The organism is Streptomyces sp. NPDC056987, assembly GCF_042673865.1.
Classification (GTDB): Bacteria; Actinomycetota; Actinomycetes; order Streptomycetales; family Streptomycetaceae; genus Streptomyces.
Genome location: NZ_JBHURV010000043.1, coordinates 49,292 through 67,546, shown reverse-complemented (window position 1 = coordinate 67,546; position 18,255 = coordinate 49,292). Strand labels below are relative to the sequence as shown.

Annotated in this window: 12 protein-coding genes and 1 pseudogene; 4 read left to right on the top strand and 9 right to left on the bottom strand. The window is 74.8% G+C overall.

What is annotated here, in order from left to right:
- Positions 1–125: 125 nt before the first annotated feature.
- The 8 genes from fxsT to ACFTZC_RS34905 all read right to left on the bottom strand — a co-directional run bounded on the left by fxsT (position 126) and on the right by ACFTZC_RS34905 (position 13,851).
- On the bottom strand, positions 126–3,158 hold the full coding sequence (gene fxsT / locus ACFTZC_RS34940; RefSeq protein ID WP_382896818.1) for an FxSxx-COOH system tetratricopeptide repeat protein: 3,033 nt from the start codon (positions 3,156–3,158) through the stop codon (positions 126–128).
- Between the two features lie 78 nt (positions 3,159–3,236).
- Positions 3,237–4,658: an aKG-HExxH-type peptide beta-hydroxylase gene (locus ACFTZC_RS34935; protein ID WP_382896815.1), complete on the bottom strand. Its 1,422-nt coding sequence runs from the start codon at positions 4,656–4,658 to the stop codon at positions 3,237–3,239.
- Positions 4,655–5,941: a radical SAM protein gene (locus ACFTZC_RS34930; RefSeq protein WP_382896812.1), complete on the bottom strand. Its 1,287-nt coding sequence runs from the start codon at positions 5,939–5,941 to the stop codon at positions 4,655–4,657. Before ACFTZC_RS34930 ends, ACFTZC_RS34935 begins: the two co-directional genes overlap by 4 nt.
- A gap of 118 nt (positions 5,942–6,059) precedes the next feature.
- Positions 6,060–6,293 carry an FxSxx-COOH cyclophane-containing RiPP peptide gene (fxsA, locus tag ACFTZC_RS34925; protein WP_382896809.1) on the bottom strand — a complete coding sequence of 78 codons (234 nt, stop codon included), beginning with the start codon at positions 6,291–6,293 and terminating at the stop codon, positions 6,060–6,062.
- 42 nt (positions 6,294–6,335) lie between these two features.
- On the bottom strand, positions 6,336–9,920 hold the full coding sequence (locus tag ACFTZC_RS34920; RefSeq protein WP_382896807.1) for an SAV_2336 N-terminal domain-related protein: 3,585 nt from the start codon (positions 9,918–9,920) through the stop codon (positions 6,336–6,338).
- A gap of 7 nt (positions 9,921–9,927) precedes the next feature.
- Entirely contained in the window at positions 9,928–11,013 is a 1,086-nt protein-coding gene (locus ACFTZC_RS34915; protein WP_382896805.1) for an AAA family ATPase, read from the bottom strand.
- A 118-nt stretch (positions 11,014–11,131) separates the two neighbouring features.
- Positions 11,132–13,219: a trypsin-like peptidase domain-containing protein gene (locus ACFTZC_RS34910; protein WP_382896802.1), complete on the bottom strand. Its 2,088-nt coding sequence runs from the start codon at positions 13,217–13,219 to the stop codon at positions 11,132–11,134.
- Positions 13,216–13,851, bottom strand: a complete 636-nt coding sequence (locus ACFTZC_RS34905) for a CU044_2847 family protein (protein ID WP_382896799.1) — start codon at positions 13,849–13,851, stop codon at positions 13,216–13,218. Before ACFTZC_RS34905 ends, ACFTZC_RS34910 begins: the two co-directional genes overlap by 4 nt.
- 139 nt (positions 13,852–13,990) lie before the next feature.
- Between ACFTZC_RS34905 and ACFTZC_RS34900 the strand changes: the two genes are divergently transcribed.
- On the top strand, positions 13,991–14,173 hold the full coding sequence (locus ACFTZC_RS34900; RefSeq protein ID WP_382896797.1) for a DUF6104 family protein: 183 nt from the start codon (positions 13,991–13,993) through the stop codon (positions 14,171–14,173).
- Between the two features lie 88 nt (positions 14,174–14,261).
- Here ACFTZC_RS34900 and ACFTZC_RS34895 read toward each other — a convergent pair whose 3' ends face one another.
- Complete coding sequence (locus ACFTZC_RS34895) at positions 14,262–15,071, bottom strand: hypothetical protein (RefSeq protein WP_382896794.1); 810 nt, start codon at positions 15,069–15,071, stop codon at positions 14,262–14,264.
- Positions 15,072–15,230: 159 nt separating this feature from the next.
- On the opposite strand from ACFTZC_RS34895, the pseudogene ACFTZC_RS34890 reads away from it, so the two are divergent.
- The 3 genes and pseudogenes from ACFTZC_RS34890 (at position 15,231) to ACFTZC_RS34880 (ending at position 18,144) form a co-directional block, all read left to right on the top strand.
- Positions 15,231–16,189: pseudogene (locus ACFTZC_RS34890) on the top strand (DUF4097 domain-containing protein).
- A 1-nt stretch (position 16,190) separates the two neighbouring features.
- Positions 16,191–17,249 (top strand): helix-turn-helix transcriptional regulator, encoded by a 1,059-nt coding sequence (locus ACFTZC_RS34885; RefSeq protein WP_382896792.1) that lies wholly within the window; start codon positions 16,191–16,193, stop codon positions 17,247–17,249.
- A 214-nt stretch (positions 17,250–17,463) separates the two neighbouring features.
- Complete coding sequence (locus tag ACFTZC_RS34880) at positions 17,464–18,144, top strand: hypothetical protein (RefSeq protein WP_382896789.1); 681 nt, start codon at positions 17,464–17,466, stop codon at positions 18,142–18,144.
- The last annotated feature ends 111 nt before the right edge of the window (positions 18,145–18,255 follow it).

Sequence of the window (18,255 nt, the reverse complement as noted above, 5' to 3'; positions counted from 1 at the left end):
ACCACAGGCATCTCCCCTGAGCGTACGCCGGGGTCCTCACCCGCGCGGGACCCGTTGACGCTCGCCACCTCCAGTCGGCCGTCCGTGCCCGCCGCCGTTGCCTCCCCCGGTGGCGGGGCCGCACCTCAGGTCAGCGGTGGCTCGAAGTCCCAGTACGGGCGGTTGCGGGAGCGGGCCGCGACCGTGTGGACGTGCTGGGCGCCGAGCGTGGCCACCAGGTCGTCCAGTGCCTCCTGTTCGACCTTCTCGGCGCGCTGCGCGTCCCGCAGCCCGCGCAGGTCCGCGGCGTGCGCGATCCGGGCCGAGAGGGTCAACGGGTGGGTACGGCCCAGGGTTTCGGTGGCCCGGACGACGGTCTCGCCGGTGAGTGCCGCCGCGCCCTCCGCGTCGCCGGTGATGTTGCGCAGGGCCGCCGTGTTGACGGCGCACCCCAGCGTCCAGGGGTGGGTCTCGCCGACGGCGCCCGACATGTCCGCGAGCGCGTTCTCGGTGACGTCGAGGGCCTGGTCGCGTTCGCCGACGTTGCGCAGGATCAGGGCGTGGTTGGAGCGGGTGCCCGCGACGTACGGATGGCCCTCGCCCAGCATCGTCACATAGCCGTCGATGACGCGCTCGCTTATGTCCCTGGCCCGGTCGATGTCGCCGTGCTCGCGGGCGAAGCAGCTCTGGCCCGCCGCGAACATCATGGTCAGCGGGTCCCGTTCGCCGAGGACCCGTTCGCAGCTCTCCAGGACCTGGGTGAACAGCGCCCCGGCCCGGCCCCGTTCGCCCGACCGGTACAGGCACAGGGCCAGGTTGAACTCGGCGCGCAGGGTCTGCGGGTTGTCCCGGCCGAGGACCGTCCGGTGGACGCGGGTGCTCTGCGACTGGATCGACTCCGCCTCGCTGTAGCGGCCGAGGAGCCTGAGGTCCGTCGCGTAGTTGATCTCGGAGTAGAGGGTCCAGCTGTGGCGCGGCCTGAGCAGCTGCCGGCGGGCGTCCAGGGTGCGTCGGTTGAGGTCCAGGGAGTCCTCGTACCGGCCCAGCAGCCGCAGCGAGATGGCCAGGTTGTTCTGGGCGTTGAGGGTGCGGGAGTCCTGCTCGCCGAGGAGTTCGCGGAACGAGGCGAGGAGGCCGCGGGAGATCTCGTACGCCTCCTCGTACCGGCCGAGGCCGCGCAGGTCGGCGGCGAGTCCGCCGGCCGCCCGCAGATGCTCCAGGTCCTGCGCGCCGCGCTCCTCGCGGAGGTGTTCCACGGCGGCGCGCTCGATGGCCTCCGTACCGGCGTAGTCGCCGACGGCGCGCAGCAGGTTGGCGTAGTGGTAGCTGAGGTCCCAGATCCTCGGGTGGGTCTCGCCGAGGAGCCGCCGCCAGGTGTCCAGGGCGCGCCTGCCGAGGTTGATGCCCGCCCGGTACTCGCCCGAAAGGTACATGTAGCGGAGGCAGTTGAGGACCAGAGTGTGCATCGCGGGGTCGGTGCTCTTCAGCACGTCGGCCCACTTGAGGTGCGGGGTGATCTCCGCGTACCGGGGCCACAGGCGGGTGTCGGTGGGCCGCCCGGGGTCCGCCTCGACGAGGGCGCGGCGGACCACCTCGATGAACTCGGCGTGGTCCTGGGAGGGCATGTCCAGGTGGACGATCTGGTGGACCATGCGGTGCATGTAGAGCGAGTCGCCGGCCGCGCCCGCGGGCGAGGTCTCGTTGACCGCGTCGTGGACCTCGCGTTCGCCGACCCCGGCGGCCCGGACAACCGCGTACTGCCGCAGCTTGTTGATGGCGCGCGCCCAGCGCACCGGGTCGTCGACGAGCCCGCGCAGCTTCTCGGGAAGGGTCTCCGGCGGCAGGTCGCGCACCAGCCGTACGGGGATGGCGCCCGGCGCGAAGAAGGTGCACAGGCGGAGCAGGTCGACCGATTCGGGGACGGTCTCGCGGAGTTTGTTGAGCAGTATCGACCAGCCGGTCTGGAAGGCGAGCGGGAAGTCGCTGGAGATCCGGACGACGTCCTGGTCGACACCGTCCTTGAGCAGGTTGATGTAGGCGTCGACGGACATGTCGGAGTCGTTGAGCCAGCCGGCCGTCTGGTCGAGCAGCAGCGGCAGATCCTCCAGCGCGTGCGCGAGCCGGTCGGCCTCGTCGTAGGTGAGGCGCGGGGCGCGGCGGCGGACGAACGCGACCGACTCGACCCGGTCGTAGACGCGGACCTCCAGCAGGGAGCTGTTGTGCTCGCCCCACTCCGGGTTGCGCGCGGTGATCAGGACATGGCCCGGTCCGGTCGGTACGAGGTCCCAGATCTGGTCCGGTTCGTCGGCGCCGTCCAGGATGAGCAGCCAGCGGCTGTACGGGTCGCCGCGGCGCAGGGCGTCCCGGGCGGCGCGCAGCCGCTCGCCGTACTCCACACCGGTGGACAGGCCGAGGGCCGGGGCGAGCGCGGCGAGCCGCTGGCGGCAGCTGACGCGCTTGTCGGCGGAGACCCACCACACCACGTCGTACTCCGCGCCGAAGCGGTGCGCGTACTCGGCGGCGAGCTGGGTCTTGCCGACGCCGGACATGCCGTGCAGGGTGACCACCCCGGCGCCCCTGGCGGCCTGTTGGAGCGCGTGGTGGGCGGCGTCGAGCAGCGGCTCGCGGCCGGTGAAGCGGGTGTTGCGGCGGGGCACGCCGTCCCAGATGTCGGGCGACTCGCCGGGGTAACGGGGGCCGCGCCGGGGGCCGTCGGGCTCGCGCTCGCGCGGCCCCTCGGTGGACAGCCCGAGCTGGGTCAGCAGCCGCCGCTCGGCCTCCTGCTCGCCGACGGTGTCCAGGCCGACGGCGGCGAAGACGGCGGCGGCGCTGGGCAGCTTCTCCGCCTCGTTGGTGACGGAGACGCCGAAGAACCGCTCGCGCTCGGCGGCGACGACCTCGCGCAGCGCGCTGTTCCACTCGTCGTGGCCGCGCGGGCCGAGCTGGAAGTACCACTGGCTGACGACCACGAGGACGGGGCCCGGGGCGAGCAGGAGGTCGCGCAGGCACTCCGTCAGTGTCATGTCGTCCGGCGGGTCCCACCGCTGGTAGGAGACGGCGAGCCCGCGCCGTTCGAGACGGTCGCCGATCCAGGCCGCCCAGGGGCGGTTGTACCCGGCGAAGCTGATCGTGACCGACCGGGGCCCGGTTGCTCCAACTGACTTACGCGCTCCGGGCATTCGACCGTCTCCCTGCATCGTCATACGCCCTTTTAACATACCCCGGACCGGCTCGGATCCATCCTTGTGCGCGCCGCCTCACGTTGCGTTCCTTTGGCGCCAGATCATCCGTGCCGTACGCACGTAGGAGGCGGCCCGCGCGCGGTGTCCCGGTGGCGGTGGGTGGTCGGCCAGCCGGTGGTACACCGCGATCATCTCGTTGACGAGGACGCGGCCCTCCCTGGTGAGCGCCCCGGAGCCGGCGAGCACGGGCAGCACCGCGCCGACCTGTTCGTGGGTGCGCGCGTGTTCGGCCCACGCCTGGTCGCGGACGGCGAGGCGGTCCGCGGCGAGGGCAAGGCGCTGCCAGTGGTCGGCGAGGGCGATGTGCGAGTACGCGCCCTGGAGCAGCCCGTCGAAGGGGCGGGGGTCGGAGCGCCAGGGCGCGAAGTGCCGGGGCGCGGCGTCCTCGTGGTGGAGCGGGGTGAGGGCGGCGAGCGCGGCGAGTTTGGTGTGCTGGAGTTCGTGCACGAGCGTCGAGGCGAAGGCGGCGGCGGTGGCGGGGCGGCTGGTGAGGACCGCGCCGAACGCCTCGCGGCGGGTGCCGCTGCACTGCGCCGGGCCGCCCCCGGCGGGGGTGGATCCGGGCGGGGGCGCGAGCGGTACGAGGCAGTGCAGCAGGGTGGCGGTCTCCTCGGCGCGGTACGGGCCGCCGGTCCGCAGCAGCGGCTCCACCTCGGCCCAGGAGCGCGCCCACGCCGTACGGTGCCGCGCGTCGAGGCGGGTGACGGCGGACAGCCCGTGCCGCGCCGCACCGGTGCCCGCGGTCCGGTACGGGTCGATGTCGTCCAGCGGCACGGGGGCGGCCCCGGGCCGTACCGGAGGCAGCGCGAGGACGGGCAGCCAGCGTGGGTCCCCGCTCCGGGCGACGGGAGCGTCCACGGCGGCGTCGGCGCTCTCGGCGTCCAGGCGTACCGTGACGGGCGCCGCGTCCGCCGGGCGCAGGGTCAACTCCGCGCCGCGCAGGGTGACATCGACGGGTACGGGCTCGTCCCGGCCGGTGCGCAGGGCGCCCAGGGTGGGCAGCGCGAGCACACCGCAGCGGCCGGTGAGCCGGCCGGTGAAGGGCAGCCGGGCGCGGATCGCGGCGGAGGCGGCGAGCGCGCCGAAGTGGTCGAGATCGGCGCGGAGTTCGGGGCTGTCGCCGCCGTCGGGTGCTCCGGTGGTCAGTCCGTGCAGACAGCGCTGTGCCCAGGGGCCGGCCAGCGGGTAGAGCAGCACGGTCCGTACGGCGGTCCGGTCGGCCCGTTCGGCGGCCTCCAGCAGCGCCCAGTCGTCGCGCAGCCGGGCGAGCGCGCCGGGCGGGCGGCGCGCGGGCGGGATGTCGGCCGCCGCGTCGAGCAGGGCCCGCAGCAGGACGAGCCGGCGGGTGTGCTGGTCGCGTACGAGCAGCCGCAGCGCCTCGGCGCCGCCTTCGGTGCGGCCGAGTTCGCGCAGGGCCTCCTCGGGGACGGGGCTCACCGGAGGGCCCCGGGAGCTGCGGCGGGGGCGGACGCGGCGGCCTCGGTGAGCCGGGCGGCGACATGGCGGATCAGCCGCTCCAGGTCGGCGCAGTAGACGGAGCGCTGGGTGAAGCCGTGCCCCGCGCGGTAGCGGTGGGCGTAGTGGCCGCCGCCGCAGACCGTGAGCAGCGGGCAGGCCCGGCACGCGGCGGCCAGGGCGGCGGCGCCGCTCTGCCGGGCGGCGACCCCGGGGTGGCGCAGGGCGTCGTCGAAGGAGTGGTTCCGTACGTCGAGCCCGGTGGCGGCGGCCGTGTCGTAGGCGGACTTGAGGGAGTCGACCTGCTCGATCGCGCCGTCCGTCTCGACGACGACCGCGTTGACCGGGTCGAGCCCGAGGGACTCGGTGGCGCCCGGCAGCCCGAGCAGCAGCGCCAGGCACTCCTCGAAGAGCCGCACCCGGGTCTCCCGCCGGCCGGCCCCCCACCAGCGGTCGAAGACGGCGGCCAGCCAGTCGCCGTACGGGGTCGCGCGACCGGGATCCCCGTGGCCGGGGCCCCCGTGGCCGGGCCTCCGGGAGCCGGGTCCCGCACGGCCGGCGTCCCCGGACGGCGGGTCCGCGTCCCCGGGGCCGGCGGCGGGCAGTCCGGGCGGCGGGCTGGTCCAGTTGCCGTGCGGCAGCAGCAGATCGAGCGCGGGCGGGCGCAGCTCCAGCAGCGATTCGTACAGCTCGACGGGGTCGGTGCGCGGGTCGACGACGGTGAGGAGGCCCGCGTACGCCTCCGGGCGGCGCCCGGCGAGCAGCCGGGCGCCCCGCGCGGCGGCGGCGAAGGACGGGCGTCCCGCGTGGTCGGTGCGCAGGGTGTTGTGCGCGGGCAGCCCGCCGTCGAGGCTGATGCCGATCCGTACGGAGTGCCGGGCGAGGGTGTCGACCGCGCGCTCGGTGAGCAGGGTGCCGTTGGTCTGGACGGTGGCGTGGACCGTACGGGAGGGGCCCACCCGGTCGCGTACGGCGTCGGCGAAGGCCCCGAGCCGCGCGGCGCCGACGAGCAGCGGCTCCCCGCCGTGCAGCACGAGGGCGGTCTCGCGCAGCCCGTGGGTACGCGCGTGCTCGGCGATCCGGTCGGCCGTGCGGTCCAGGACCTCGGGCGACGCGGCGGCGGGGCGGGTGCGCCAGGTGCGGTCGGGTCCGGCGTAGAGGTAGCAGTAGCGGCAGGCGAGGTTGCAGCGGCCGTGGACCTTCACGATGAACTGCGCGAAGGGTACGGGCCGCCCGCCCTGGACGGGTTCAGGGGTGCGCGGCATCCCCGGTCGGGACACTCCGCACCCCCCATGCTGTACGGCTGTACGGCGTCGTCGGACGGCCCGGGGCGGGGCCCGCCCGGACTCCCTGCGCAGTAGGTACTGCCCCGGAACGCCCCTCTCAGAACGCGTTGTTGAACCCCCAGAGCATTTCCCTGGGCTGCTGGGCCCTGCCCCGCAGGTCCGCCACCACCTCGCTGAGCACCGGGTGGTCGAGGGTCCGCAGGGCCGCCAGGTCGAGGCCCAGCAGGTCCGGCAGCTCACCTGCCGTCTCCGTACCGAGGGGGGCGGAGGGCACGCCCCCGCCCTCCCGCTCCCCGTCGTCGTGCTCCCGGCCGTGCGCCGCCTCGGTCATCACGCCTCCCCGTCAGGTCGTACGGCGCGCACCGCGTACCTCTCAGCGGTCCAGCTCGGCCAGCCGGTCCGCGGTCGATCGGGCCGGCTCGCCGCCGCCGTCCGGCAGCTTGCGCCACTCCGTGCGGGCCGCCCGGTACGCCTCACGCGCGGCCCGGGGCCGACCCGCCTCCTCGTAGGTCCTACCCCGCCAATGGCCCGCCGCAGCACGCAACGCGACGGCTTCCTGTTGCTGCCGCGGATTCTCCAGTTCCTCCTCGGCGGTCCTGGCCGCGTCCGCCGCGTCCCGGAACGCCTCGGCCGCGTCGTCGAGCCGGGCCGGGCGGTGCAGTGTGCGGTAGGCGTCGAAGTGGGAACGGCCCAGCTCCAGCCAGCAGCGCGCGGCCGTCAGCGGGTCGCGGGCCTCCTGTGCGGCGAGCCCGAAGAGGTGCTCGGCCTCGCGCAGATCGACCCGGTCGTCGTTGATCCGGTGGCGCAGCATCAGCGCCTGGCCCAGCATCAGCAGCCGCTCCGCCTGGCGGGCGGTGCCGGTGGCCGTCTCCGTACGGCAGTCGCGCAGCACCCGTACCGCCGCGCCGGTGTGCGGCGCCCCGTCCGGCAGTCCCGCGCGGCGCAGCAGCGTGGCGCCCCACTCGGCGAGGAGGTCCGCGTGGGCCCGGGAGTCCCGGGCGGTGGAGCGGGCGGCGCGGGCGAAGAACTCGGCGGCCTCGTCGAGTTCATGGGCGTCGTCCGGGTTCCCGGCGCGTTCGTAGCGGGCCACCCTGACCCGTCCCGCGCGGATCCGGAGCGAGGTGAGCAGCCGCTCGTCCCGTACGGTCACCAGCGACTGGTCGACGAGGGTCGCGGCCTCGTCGAGGCCCTCGCCGGAGTGGAGCAGCGCGTCCACCAGGTCGAGCAGGATCCGGGCCTGGGTGCCGACGGTGTGGCCGCCCGGCGTGAGCGCCTTGCGCAGCGAGCGGGCCGCCTGGGCCGCGTACACCTGGGCCTGTTCGGGGTCGGCGGTGGCGCCGGAGAGCCGCAGCAGGGTTCTGCCGTGTGCCAGCGGAAGCCCCGGCGGCCGGTTCTCCTGGTCGGGCCAGACGTCGGCGAACGCCTCCAGCATGCCGATCGCCCCCTGGAGCAGCGCGCTGTCCCGGCCGAGCTGCCACTGCGCCTCCAGGGCGCGGACCCGGTCGAGGGTGAGCCGCAGCGCCTCGCCGGGTTCGAGTCCGGGCGCCGCGCAGGCGACGGTGTACTCGCGGTCGGCGCGGCGCAGCAGTTCCAGGGCGCCGTGCCGGTCGCCGTGGCGCCGCCGGTCGTCGGCGGCGGCGTGCAACACCTTGGCCAGGACGGCGCGTTCGCGGACGGCCCTGGGGTGCGCGGTGGCCCGTTCGGCCGCGCGCTCCGCCTCGCCGAGCAGTTCGCCGCCGCCCTGGACCTCCCAGAGCCGCAGCAGGCAGCGGGCGAACTCGGCCCACAGTTCGGGGTCGGAGCCGCCGGGTGTCTCGCGTTCGGTGGCGCCGCGCAGCAGCTGCACGGCGTCGATCAGGTACTGGACCATGCTGTCCGACTCGAACTGCGCGGTCAGTTCGCGGGCGCTCTCGACGGCCGCGTTGACCGGCTGCGTCGCGGTGTCGGGTCCCGAGCCGTTGAGGCCGTACGCCGCGAACTGCTCGGGCAGCGGCATGAACTGCTCCAGCACGCGGGCGGCGACCTCGGCGAACGGGGACGGCACGCGCGGCCCCCGGCCGCCGCCGTCCCCGTGCTCTCCGTGGTCGTCCGGGCCGTAGGGGCGGCCGAACGCGCCGTCGAACTCCCCGCCGAACTCGGGGTCGTCGTCCGGGTCGCCGCTGGGCACGATCGGGCCGCGGCGTTCGTTGCCGAGCTGGGCGAGGGCGAGCGCGGGGAAGTTGGGGCCGCCGCGGCCGAAGCGCTGCTCGATGTACTCGGAGCAGTGTTTCAGTACGAGGACGGCCTCGTCCCGGCCCAGCGGGCCGAGCAGTGCCTCCTGGACGCCGGGCGCGAACTCGTACCACGGCCCGTCGCCGTCGTCGGGGCCGTCGCTCTTGCTGCGCGAGAGGAGCCCGCTGAGCAGCACCTCGGCGAGTTCGGAGGGGCCGGAGTCGGGCAGCATGGTGCGCTGGACGAGCTGCATCACCGGGAGGCAGAGCGGGGCCGCCGCGAGATAGACGGCGAGCTGTCCGGCCACCGGGGAGGCGGCCGAGCGGAAGCGGCTGACGAGCTGGAGCGAGGACATCCGCTCGCCGGCGCGCGGCACGGGGGCCGGCGGATGGTCGGCGCGCACCCAGCCGACCGCGCCGGAGATCCGTCCCGCGCCGGTGCCGGAGAGCAGCCGGGCCCAGGCGCCGAGTGCACCCGCGACGGGCGGCAGCACGGGCACGGCGAGGGCGCCGGGGCGGGCTGCGGGCGCGGTGGCGGCGTCCCCGCCGACCTTCAGCACGGCGGCGCCGGCCGCGCCCTCGCCCCGGGAGAGGACCCCGTAGGTGACGGGCAGTCTGGTCCGGTTCCACATGCGTTGCGGCAGGGGCTGGAGGACGGCGGTGGGCGCCTGCCGGCCGAGCTGGTGCAGCAGCCGGTGGGCGCGCCCGCTGTGCCAGAGAGGGCCGGCGCAGTCGCTGACGACGACGGTGACGCGGCGGCCGGTCGGGTCGCTGAGCCGGTCGGCCGAACTGAGCGGCGCGGCGGCCGGGTCGGGGCTTCTGCTGACGGCGGGCGCGCCGTCCGGCCCCTGGTGGAGATAGCGCGTCTGCACATCCCGGAAGGCGCCCAACTGGCCGAATATCTGCTGGAGTTCGACGAAGAGCCGTTCCCATACGCGCATCGACGACGAGGCGTCCAGGACGAACTGCAGAATCGCGTCCCCGCGCGAGACTCCTCGGAACACCGGAATGATCAGCCCGCCGGCGCGGGCACTCAGCTCTACGGTCGCCACCTCGTCAAGGGTACGGCGCAGCGGGGGCGCGGCGGGCCGGTACCGCTGAAGCGGACGAAGGGCGCGCTGGAGTTCGAGGGGTGCGGGGAGCGCGGGGGCGGCCGGTACGCCCAGGGTGAGCGCGGTGGCGCCGCCGCCCCGCCCGCCGCCCCGCCGGGCGCGCGGTCCGTCGCGGCGCGGTACGGGGTAGAGGGTGACGCGGGGGTCCTCGACGGGGAGGCCGGGCGGCTCGGGCGCGTCGGCCCCGTCGGTCGCATCGGCCCCCTCCGTAACACCGGAACCGGGGCCGGACACGGAGTCCGCCTCCGGACCACTGTCGTTCCCCGGCGGGGCGGCGCGGGGGCCACCGGGGGGTGTGTCATGGTCGCGGCGCGTCTGCTGGGCGAGCCAGAGGGCGTCGCAGAGCTGCTCGGCATCGGGGTCGAGCCCGGCACCGCGCAGCCGCGCGACGAGCGCGGCGAGCCGCGCACTGTCGTACGGACGCGGCTCCCCGGCGCCGGGGTCCACCGCGCCCGGGGCCACCGCGCCCGGGTCCGGGACGCGCGGATCCACCGCGCGTGGGTCCGGTACGGCTGAGTCCGGTACGCGTGGGTCCGGTACGGGTGAGTCCGGTACGCGCGGGTCCGGTACGGCTGAATCCGCCACGCGCGGGTCCGGCTCGCCCGCCGGGCCGTGGCGCCCCGTGACGTCGGGCATCAGCGCATCACCTCGGTCGGTCGAGCCGCTGGATGAGCAGGTCGGCGAGTCGGTCACGGCCCGCGGGCGCCGCGGCGTCGGTGAGGTAGATCGCGTTCAACAGCTGGTCGGTGGCGATCAGTTCACTGCGCGAGCGCTCCAGGAAGTGCGCGATGAGATCGTCGCCCGCGCGCGCCGCCTCGTCGCCGAGGTGGGCCCGTACGAAGGTGGCGAGGCGCTGGTGGTCGGGGCGGCCCAGCTCCAGATGGATGCAGCGGCGCATCAGCGGCGCCGGGAAGTCGCGTTCCCCGTTGCTGGTCAGGACGACGAAGGGGAAGGCGCGGCACTGCACCCGGCCGCCCCTGATCCGCACCTTCCTGCCGTCGTCGGTGAGGACCTCGGCCTCCCCGTCGGGCAGCCGGTCCGCGATCCGCTCCAGCTCCGGGATGCCGAACTCGCCCTCCTCCAGGACGTTGAGGAGGTCGTTGGGCAGATCGATGTCGCTCTTGTCCAACTCGTCGATGAGCAGGACGCGCGGCTGCTCGGAGGGGAGCAGCGCCGTGCCGAGCGGGCCGAGCCGGATGTAGCTGCCGATGTCCGCCGACGGATCCTGCCCCGCCGCCACCCCGGCGCCGGCCGCGGCGCTGTGCGCGGCGAGCTGGACGTCCTGGAGGCGGGCGATCGCGTCGTAGTGGTAGAGCCCGTCGAGCAGGGTGGAGCGGCTGACGATGGGCCAGCGCAGCACCCGGCCGAGCCCCAGTTCATGGGCTACGGAGTGGGCCAGGGTGGACTTGCCCGCGCCGGGGCTGCCGGTGACGAGCAGCGGACGGCGCAGATAGAGCGCCGCGTTGATCATCTCCAGCTCCTCGGCGCCCGGGCGGTGCAGCTCCGCCTCGTGGCGGTACCCGCCGAGCCGCCGGTCGGCGGAGCCGTCACCGCCGCCGCTGCCGTCAGCGCTGCCGTCGCCGTCGCCGTTGCCGTCGTGTCCGCCCGCCGGCCAGGTGTCGCCGCGCCCGGCGAAGTCCCGCCAGGGCGGCGGCGGGGGCAGTTGGCCGATGCCGTCGTGCGGCTCGCCGGCCCCTCGGTAGATGAGCCACTCGCTGGGTTCACTCATGGTGATTTCCTCGTCATCACTCGTCCGACGGGGGCGGCAGCCGCCGAAGGTGCTTCACCGTAGCGATCTACGGCGTACCCCGTAAGGGTCCGCCAGGAGCCGGGCCGGACCGGGCCGTTCACGGTGCCTCCAGCAACAGGCCTGATCCGGGCAGCGGATGGTGCGGATCGTCGTAGAACAGCGCCACGCCGTCCGACCAGAACGTCTCCGCACGGCCCGCGTGCACGCCCTGGCGCAGCTCCATCAGGAGCCGCGGCAACTGCTCCGCGCCGCCCGCCTCGGCCACCGTGCGCACGGCCCGGCGGTGGAACTCGGCGCAGACCGCCTCGGCGCGGTTCTCACCGCGCCGCAGCAGCGCCACGTGGAAGCCGCCGCGTACGACCCGGCCCAGTCCCGCCGCGGTCTCGCCGTCGGGGCGCGCCGCGTAACGGCAGAGCACGGGCACGGCCTCGTACGCCAGGGAGCGCAGCAGCTCCTCCTCGGGTACGGGTACCCGTAATCCGTCCTCGCAGTCGACGATCTCGGCGCGTACCGCGGTCTCCGCCGCACGGGTCCAGCGTGTCCGGTGCTCTCTGGCCTCCTCCTCGGAGAGCGGCGGCTCCCGGTCGGAGCAGCGCACGACCACCGGGCGCAGGGTGCCGAGCGGCGGCTCGTCCGGCGCCAGCCGCCAGCCCTCGACCTCAAGACCGAGCTGCTGCTGGACGACGGCGACCTGGAGGACGGCCGGGCTGTCCGGCTCGTCGCACCGCCGGAACGCCTCCGCCAGCGACCCGGTCAGCCGGGTGTGCAGCGCGCTGCCGGGGGTGCCCTTGCTGTCCTCGGCGACGGGCAGCACCTCCCCGCTGTGCCGGGCGACCCCGACGCGCCAGTCGTAGCTGTCGCGCTCCCAGCCGCGCGGCTCCAGCTCCAGCAGGACGAAGGGGCGTTCGCCCGCGCGGGGCCGCTCCCCGTATGCCGGGGCCGCGCGCCGCTGGGCGCGGTCCGTGCGGTGCCGGGTGGCGGACCACAGCAGCGCGATCTCGTTGCGGAAGTCCCGGGAGAGCCGGTCGTCGGCGACGAACTTCACCCAGTCCCAGAGGGCTTCCTCGGCCGCCACGGTGGCCGCGGTGACGTACGGGCGCTCGGCGGCGATGGCGCTCATGCAGTAGCGCAGGACGAGTTCGAGCGCGGCGCCGCCGCCGCGCGTCTCGTACAGCGCGCCGAGCCCGTCCCGCCAGCTCCGCGGCGCCGGATAGCGCTCCACGCGGTGCACGCCCGGGAGCCGTACCAGCAGATCGAGCAGGCTGTGCGTGGAGACCGGCGGCGGCAGCTCGGCCAGCCTGCCGAGCAGCAGGATCCGCTGCTGCGGGCTGAGCGCCCGGTCGGCGCCCGCGTCGAGCGAGGTCTGGACGTCCGCCCAGGTCCAGCCGGTGTCCACGCGGGCGAGCTGCCGGTCCGCGTGGTACCGGTCGTGGGCGTGGAAGACCGCCTGGTAGTCGTCGTCGGCCTCGGCCCCGGCCATCGCGGCGGGCACCGGCAGCGAGCGCAGCCGCTCGATCCCGATGGACGTGCCGCCCATGCCGCCGACGAGCTGCGACTTGAGTACGCCGACCACCTCGCCGCGCGCCAGGTCGACCGCGGGTCCGCCGGAGACCCCCGGCGGCAGCACGTCCCCGCCGAGCCGCACCTGTTCGTCCTCCGGCTCCGACCAGCCGCCGACCGTGCCCTGGACCGACAACTGCCCGCTGAGCCGCTTGATCCGGCCGCCCACCTCCGTCCAGCCGGAGTAGAGCACCGAGCCGCCGCCGAGGAACGCGGCGGGCCGCTCCGTCACGTACACACAGGCGTGCTCGACGGGCCGGAGGAGCCGGACCAGCGCGAGATCGGGGGCGGGCCACCCCCCGCCGCCGGGCGACGTCCCGGGGGCCGGTTCGGGCAGCGCGGAGACCACCGTGCCGGGCACGGAGGTCTCGCCGCTGCGGGGACCGGTTTCGAAGACCACTGTCACGTCCCGCCCCTCCCCCTGCAGCGCCACATGCGCACATGTGAGAACCCAGCTCGGGGCGATGAAGAAGCCGCTCCCCAGGAAGCTTCCACCCGGCCCGTCAGGGACATACCCGCCGTCCGGGCCATGGATGCGCACGGTCGCCGCCATCACGAGGTCGCGCAGCGCACCGCGGGTGTCCTCCGTGCCTCCCTGCGCGATCCTTCCCAGCCCGTCGATCATGCGCCGCTCCCGGCCGGGGGCGTGAACCCGTCGGGATGCGCCGGTGCGCCGGGGGACGCGCCCCCGGAGGTCCGCCCGTGCGACGGCGGACCGGACGGCGGCGGTAAGGGCGGCCCGGTCGGTGGCGGCACGAGGGGCCCGGCCGACGGCGGTACGGCCGACGGCGGTACGACCGGGACGGCCGGTGGCGCAGGCGGCGCGGCCGGCCGCTGCGTCCCGGCGTGTGACCCGGCGTGCGGCTGGGCCTGTGGCGGCACCAGCGGCGGTGCGGACAGATCGGCGGGCGGTCCCCCGCCGGTCCAGGTGAGCGTGACTTTGATGCCTCCCTTGGCCTCGCCGTCGGCGAGCAGCCCGACGACCTTCCCCGATTTCGCGGTGAGCTCGATCCCGAACTCGATACTGACCTCGTCGGGCCTGACCGCGCGCAGCGGCCCGACGAGCGAACGCGCGACGCTGGTCACGACGCCTTGCAGACTCTCGACCCGGGCCTGTACCTGGTCGGCGAATCCGGTGTCCGAGTACACGAGGCCCCCGGAGGGGCGGCTCAGCTCCTCGGCACCCGAGATCCGGGCCCAGACGGGTGTGCCGTCCGGCATTTCGATGCGCGTGACATTGGCCTCTCCGTCACCCATGACATCCTCATTTCCCCCAATTCCCCGCAGGTTAGCGGCCGTACGGCACCGAAGCGAGGCACATGAGGGAGGACGGCTGTTCGTGGCCGAACGGTTCTCGCGAGCTCACCGCCGGTGACCAGGCATTAGGCTGATTGCCATGTACTTCACGGACCGCGGGATCGAGGAACTGGAGAAGCGGCGCGGCGAGGAGGAGGTCACTTTCGAGTGGCTGGCCGAACAGCTGCGCACGTTCGTCGACCTCAACCCCGACTTCGAGGTGCCGGTCGAACGCCTGGCGACCTGGCTGGCCCGGCTGGACGACGACGAAGAGGACGAGTAGCCGAGCAGACGAGTAGCCGGGCACGCATCGGCCGGGCACGCATCGCCAGGGCACGGATCGGCCGGGCCCTCCGGCAGGCGGTGTGCCGTCACTCCCCGGCGGTACGGAGCCGGTCGTACGTCAGTCCCAGCGCGCCCTGCGTGATCAGCAGCGCGGCCGCGAAGGCCCACCCGGCGCTGCGGCGGCGGACCGCCCACACCGCCAGCGGGGCACCGGCCGCGAGTTGCGCGGCGCCGAGCAGCCGCGCCCGCGGCCCGTGCAGCCAGGGGCCGAGCGGCCCGTCCTCCACCGCGTCCAGCTCGGCCCGTACCGCGTCGCGCCACCCCGCCCACTCGATCTGCTCGGCCCCCGGCTGGACCCGGGCCACCTCGCGCAGCCGGTCGGCGGGTTCGCCCGGGGTGAGCCCCGCCGGAAGGACGAGGCCGGTGCGGGTGAGGAACGCGGAGAGCGCGAGCAGCCGGGTCCTGGAGTCGGCCTCGGGGTCGCCGAGGGTGAGCGGCTCCAGCGCCTGGAGGTCCAGTACGGGGTCGAGGCCGAGCCGGGCCGCGAACGTGCGCATCGCCTCGTCCTCGCCGACCGCCGTGCCGTCCGCGAGCCAGGTGTAGCCGACCGTACGGCGGAAGCCCGCGGCCAGGACGTACCCCGCCCGGTCCGGGTCCCACCACAGCGCGAGGACCGGCCAGTTGGCGCCGACGGCGAGCGCGGTGGCCCACCCCGCGACCACCCGGTCGACCGTATCCGTACCGTCCCGCCACGGCTTCCCCTCCGGGACCAGCGCGCTCCAGCCCAGCCCGGCCGGGGTCAGCAGCAGCTTCTCGCGGAGCAGATGGGCGGCGGGCCGCACCACCGCGGGCTCGGCCCGGCAGAGCAGCAGCGCACCTGCGGATGTCGCGTTCATGGCCCTTACGCTAGGGCAATTTGCCCTGATATGAGCGCTCGACGACCCACAGAACGGTCCGTTCCGCCGTCCGGCCTTGACTTCCCGTAACCGCGATATATCGTGTTCTTCAGGAGACGCGATATGTTGCGTGAAGCCGGGGCCCGGGAGGTCAGCACCATGGCAGAGTCGACGTGGGAAGTCGCCGGGTCCGAGAAGCTCACCTTCGACGACCCGGTGGCCAGACTGGACGTGCGCGTCGTCAACGGCGCGGTGAACGTGGTCGGCACGGACGAGGCCCTGCCCGACCGGCCGGGCGGCACCCGGCTGGAGATCTCGCGCGTCGAGGGCCCGCCGCTGATCGTCACCTGGACGGCTCGACCCTGACCGTCGCCTACGCGGACCTGCCCTGGAAGTCCCTGCTCAACTGGCTCGACCGCAAGGGCCGGGGGCGCAGCGCGGTCGTCTCCCTCGCCGTCCCCACCGGGACCGAGGTGGAGGTGGGCGTCGTCGGCGCCGAGGCCGTGGTCACCGGGATCCGGGGGCGTACGGCGGTGCGCGGGGTCAGCGGGGGCACCACGCTCGTGGGGCTGTCGGGCGAGGTGCGCGCCGAGACGGTCTCCGGCGACCTGGAGGCCCAGGCGGTCACCGGCAGCCTGCACTACCACTCCGTGTCGGGCAGTCTGACGGTCGTGGAGGGTTCCGGGTCGACCGTACGGGCCGACTCGGTCAGCGGCGACATGGTCGTCGACCTCGACCCGGCGGGCCGGCCCACGGACATCAGCCTCAACACCGTGTCGGGCGAGGTCGCGATCCGGCTGCCGCATCCCACGGACGCGCAGGTCGAGGCGAACACGGCGAGCGGTGCGGTGACCAACGCGTTCGACGATCTGCGGGTCAGCGGCCGGTGGGGCGCCCACAAGATCACCGGCACACTGGGCGCGGGCGCGGGGACCCTCAAGGCGAACACGGTGTCCGGCTCGATCGCGCTGCTCAGAAAACCACCGTCGGAGGACGACGGCCCGCCCGCCGGGCCCCCGCGGGCCCCCCACACCTCACACGCACCACAGGACCCGAGGGACCCGGCGCCTGCCTCCGCCCCGGCCGACGCGGCGCCCTCCCTGACGAAGGAGCTCTGACATGCCCCCGGTCTTCGCCCACGGCCGACTCCGCCTCTACCTGCTCAAACTGCTGGACGAGGCGCCGCGCCACGGCTACGAGGTGATCCGGCTGCTGGAGGAGCGCTTCCAGGGCCTGTACGCGCCCTCCGCCGGCACGGTCTATCCGCGGCTGGCCAAACTGGAGGCCGAGGGCCTGGTCACGCACGCCACCGAGGGCGGCCGCAAGGTCTACTCGATCACCGAGGCAGGCCGCGCCGAGCTGGCCGGGCGCGGCGGCGAACTGGCCGATCTGGAGCTGGAGATCCGCGAGTCGGTCTCCGAACTGGCCGCGGAGATCCGCGAGGACGTACGGGGCGCGGCGGGCCAGCTCCGCAGCGAGATGCGGGCGGCCGCCTCCAGGACCCGTACGGCGGCCGGTTCCGGGTCCCACGGGGCGGGCGACGGGGACGCTCCCCTGGGCGACACCGAGTCCTGGCGGGTGGCGAAGGAGGAGCTGAAGCGCGCGAAGCAGGAGTGGAAGGAGCAGGCCCGCCGCGCGAAGGACGAGTCCCGCCGGGCCCGCGAGGACGCCCAGCAGGCCCGCCGCCAGGCCAGGGAGGCCCAGGAGATGGCGCGTCAGGAGATGCAGCGCATCGCGAAGCAGGTCCAGGACCAGGTGCAGGACCACTTCGTACGGGGCGACTGGCCGACGGGGCTGCGCGAGGGCCTCTCGGAGCTGGCCGGCCAGCTCGGCGGCCTGACCGGCTCGGCCTGGCCCCCGTTCGGCAAGCCGGATCCGGCAGGGACGCGGGACGACGACGCCGGGGTACCGGACGACGACGCGGGGGCACGGGACGACACGGCCGGCACGCGGGACGCGCAGGAGTCCGCGCACGACGCCCCGGAGTGGGCGAAGGACGTGCCGGGGTCCGGTGACCCGGCGCGGGATCTGGACCGGCTGCTGGACCGCTTCCGCGACGACATCCGCGACGCGGCCCGGGACCACGGGGTCACGGACGCCCAACTCGGCGAGGCCAGAAGCCACTTGTCGACGGCGGCGGTCCGCATCGGCGCGCTGCTGCGCACCCCGGAGAAGTGACGGGCGGACGGGCGGGAGGCGTCGCGCGATCCCTTGACGCGCCTCTTCCCGGCCCGATACTGGTGGGCGACACCGTTCGGAAGTGACGGATTGTGTGGCATCAACACCGGTGAATTTGTTGGGACTTGTGTCCTCATCTCGCCGTGGTGATGCCACCGTCCGGTCACGCCCTCTCCCCCGCGCCGAACGGCCCCCCACACAGGAGGAAGCCGCGATGACTCCCTTATCGACTCCGCAGCGCGCCGGGCGCCGGACCGTGAAACGGCCTACGAGGGCGCTGGTCACGGGCCTGGCGGCCGTCGCGCTGAGCTGGCCGGGCCTGGCGCAGGCGGCGCCACCGGCCGCGCCTGTCACCGCCCTCGCTCCGGCCACCGCCCCCGCATCCGCTTCCGCATCCGTGGAGCGGGCGGCGGCCGACATCACCTGGACCCTGGTCCGGGCGAGCAACCCCACCGCGGACCAGCAGGACGCGTACAACCGCATCACGGCGGCCATGAACGCCGCGGTGGCCCGCTACAACAATCTCAGCGACCTGGGCAAGGCCATCACCGTGCGCTACGAGCCCGGCGTGCCCACCGCCGACGGCAACATCAACGGGACGATCCGCTTCGGCAGCAACCGCAGCTACATGGCGGAGCGCACCGCCCTGCACGAGATATCGCACACCATCGGCGTCGGCACGAGCGGCGGCTGGTCCTCCCTCGGCGGCAGCGGCACCTGGCGCGGAGCCCAGGCCACGGCCCTGGTCAAGCAGTACGACGGCGCGAACGCGACGCTGTCGACCGGTGGGGGGCACTTCTGGCCCTACGGTCTGAACTACGACAACGAGTTCTCGAACACGGCGGCCGACCGGCATGTCCACATCGTCGCCGCGATGGTCCGCGACGGGCTCTGAGCCCGGGAAGGGTGAGGGGGGGGCCAAACCCCCCCCCCCCCCCCCCCCCCCCCCCCCCCGGGGCCTCCCACACGGGGGTGAGGGTTTTAACGGAAACGGGGCCCCAGGCCC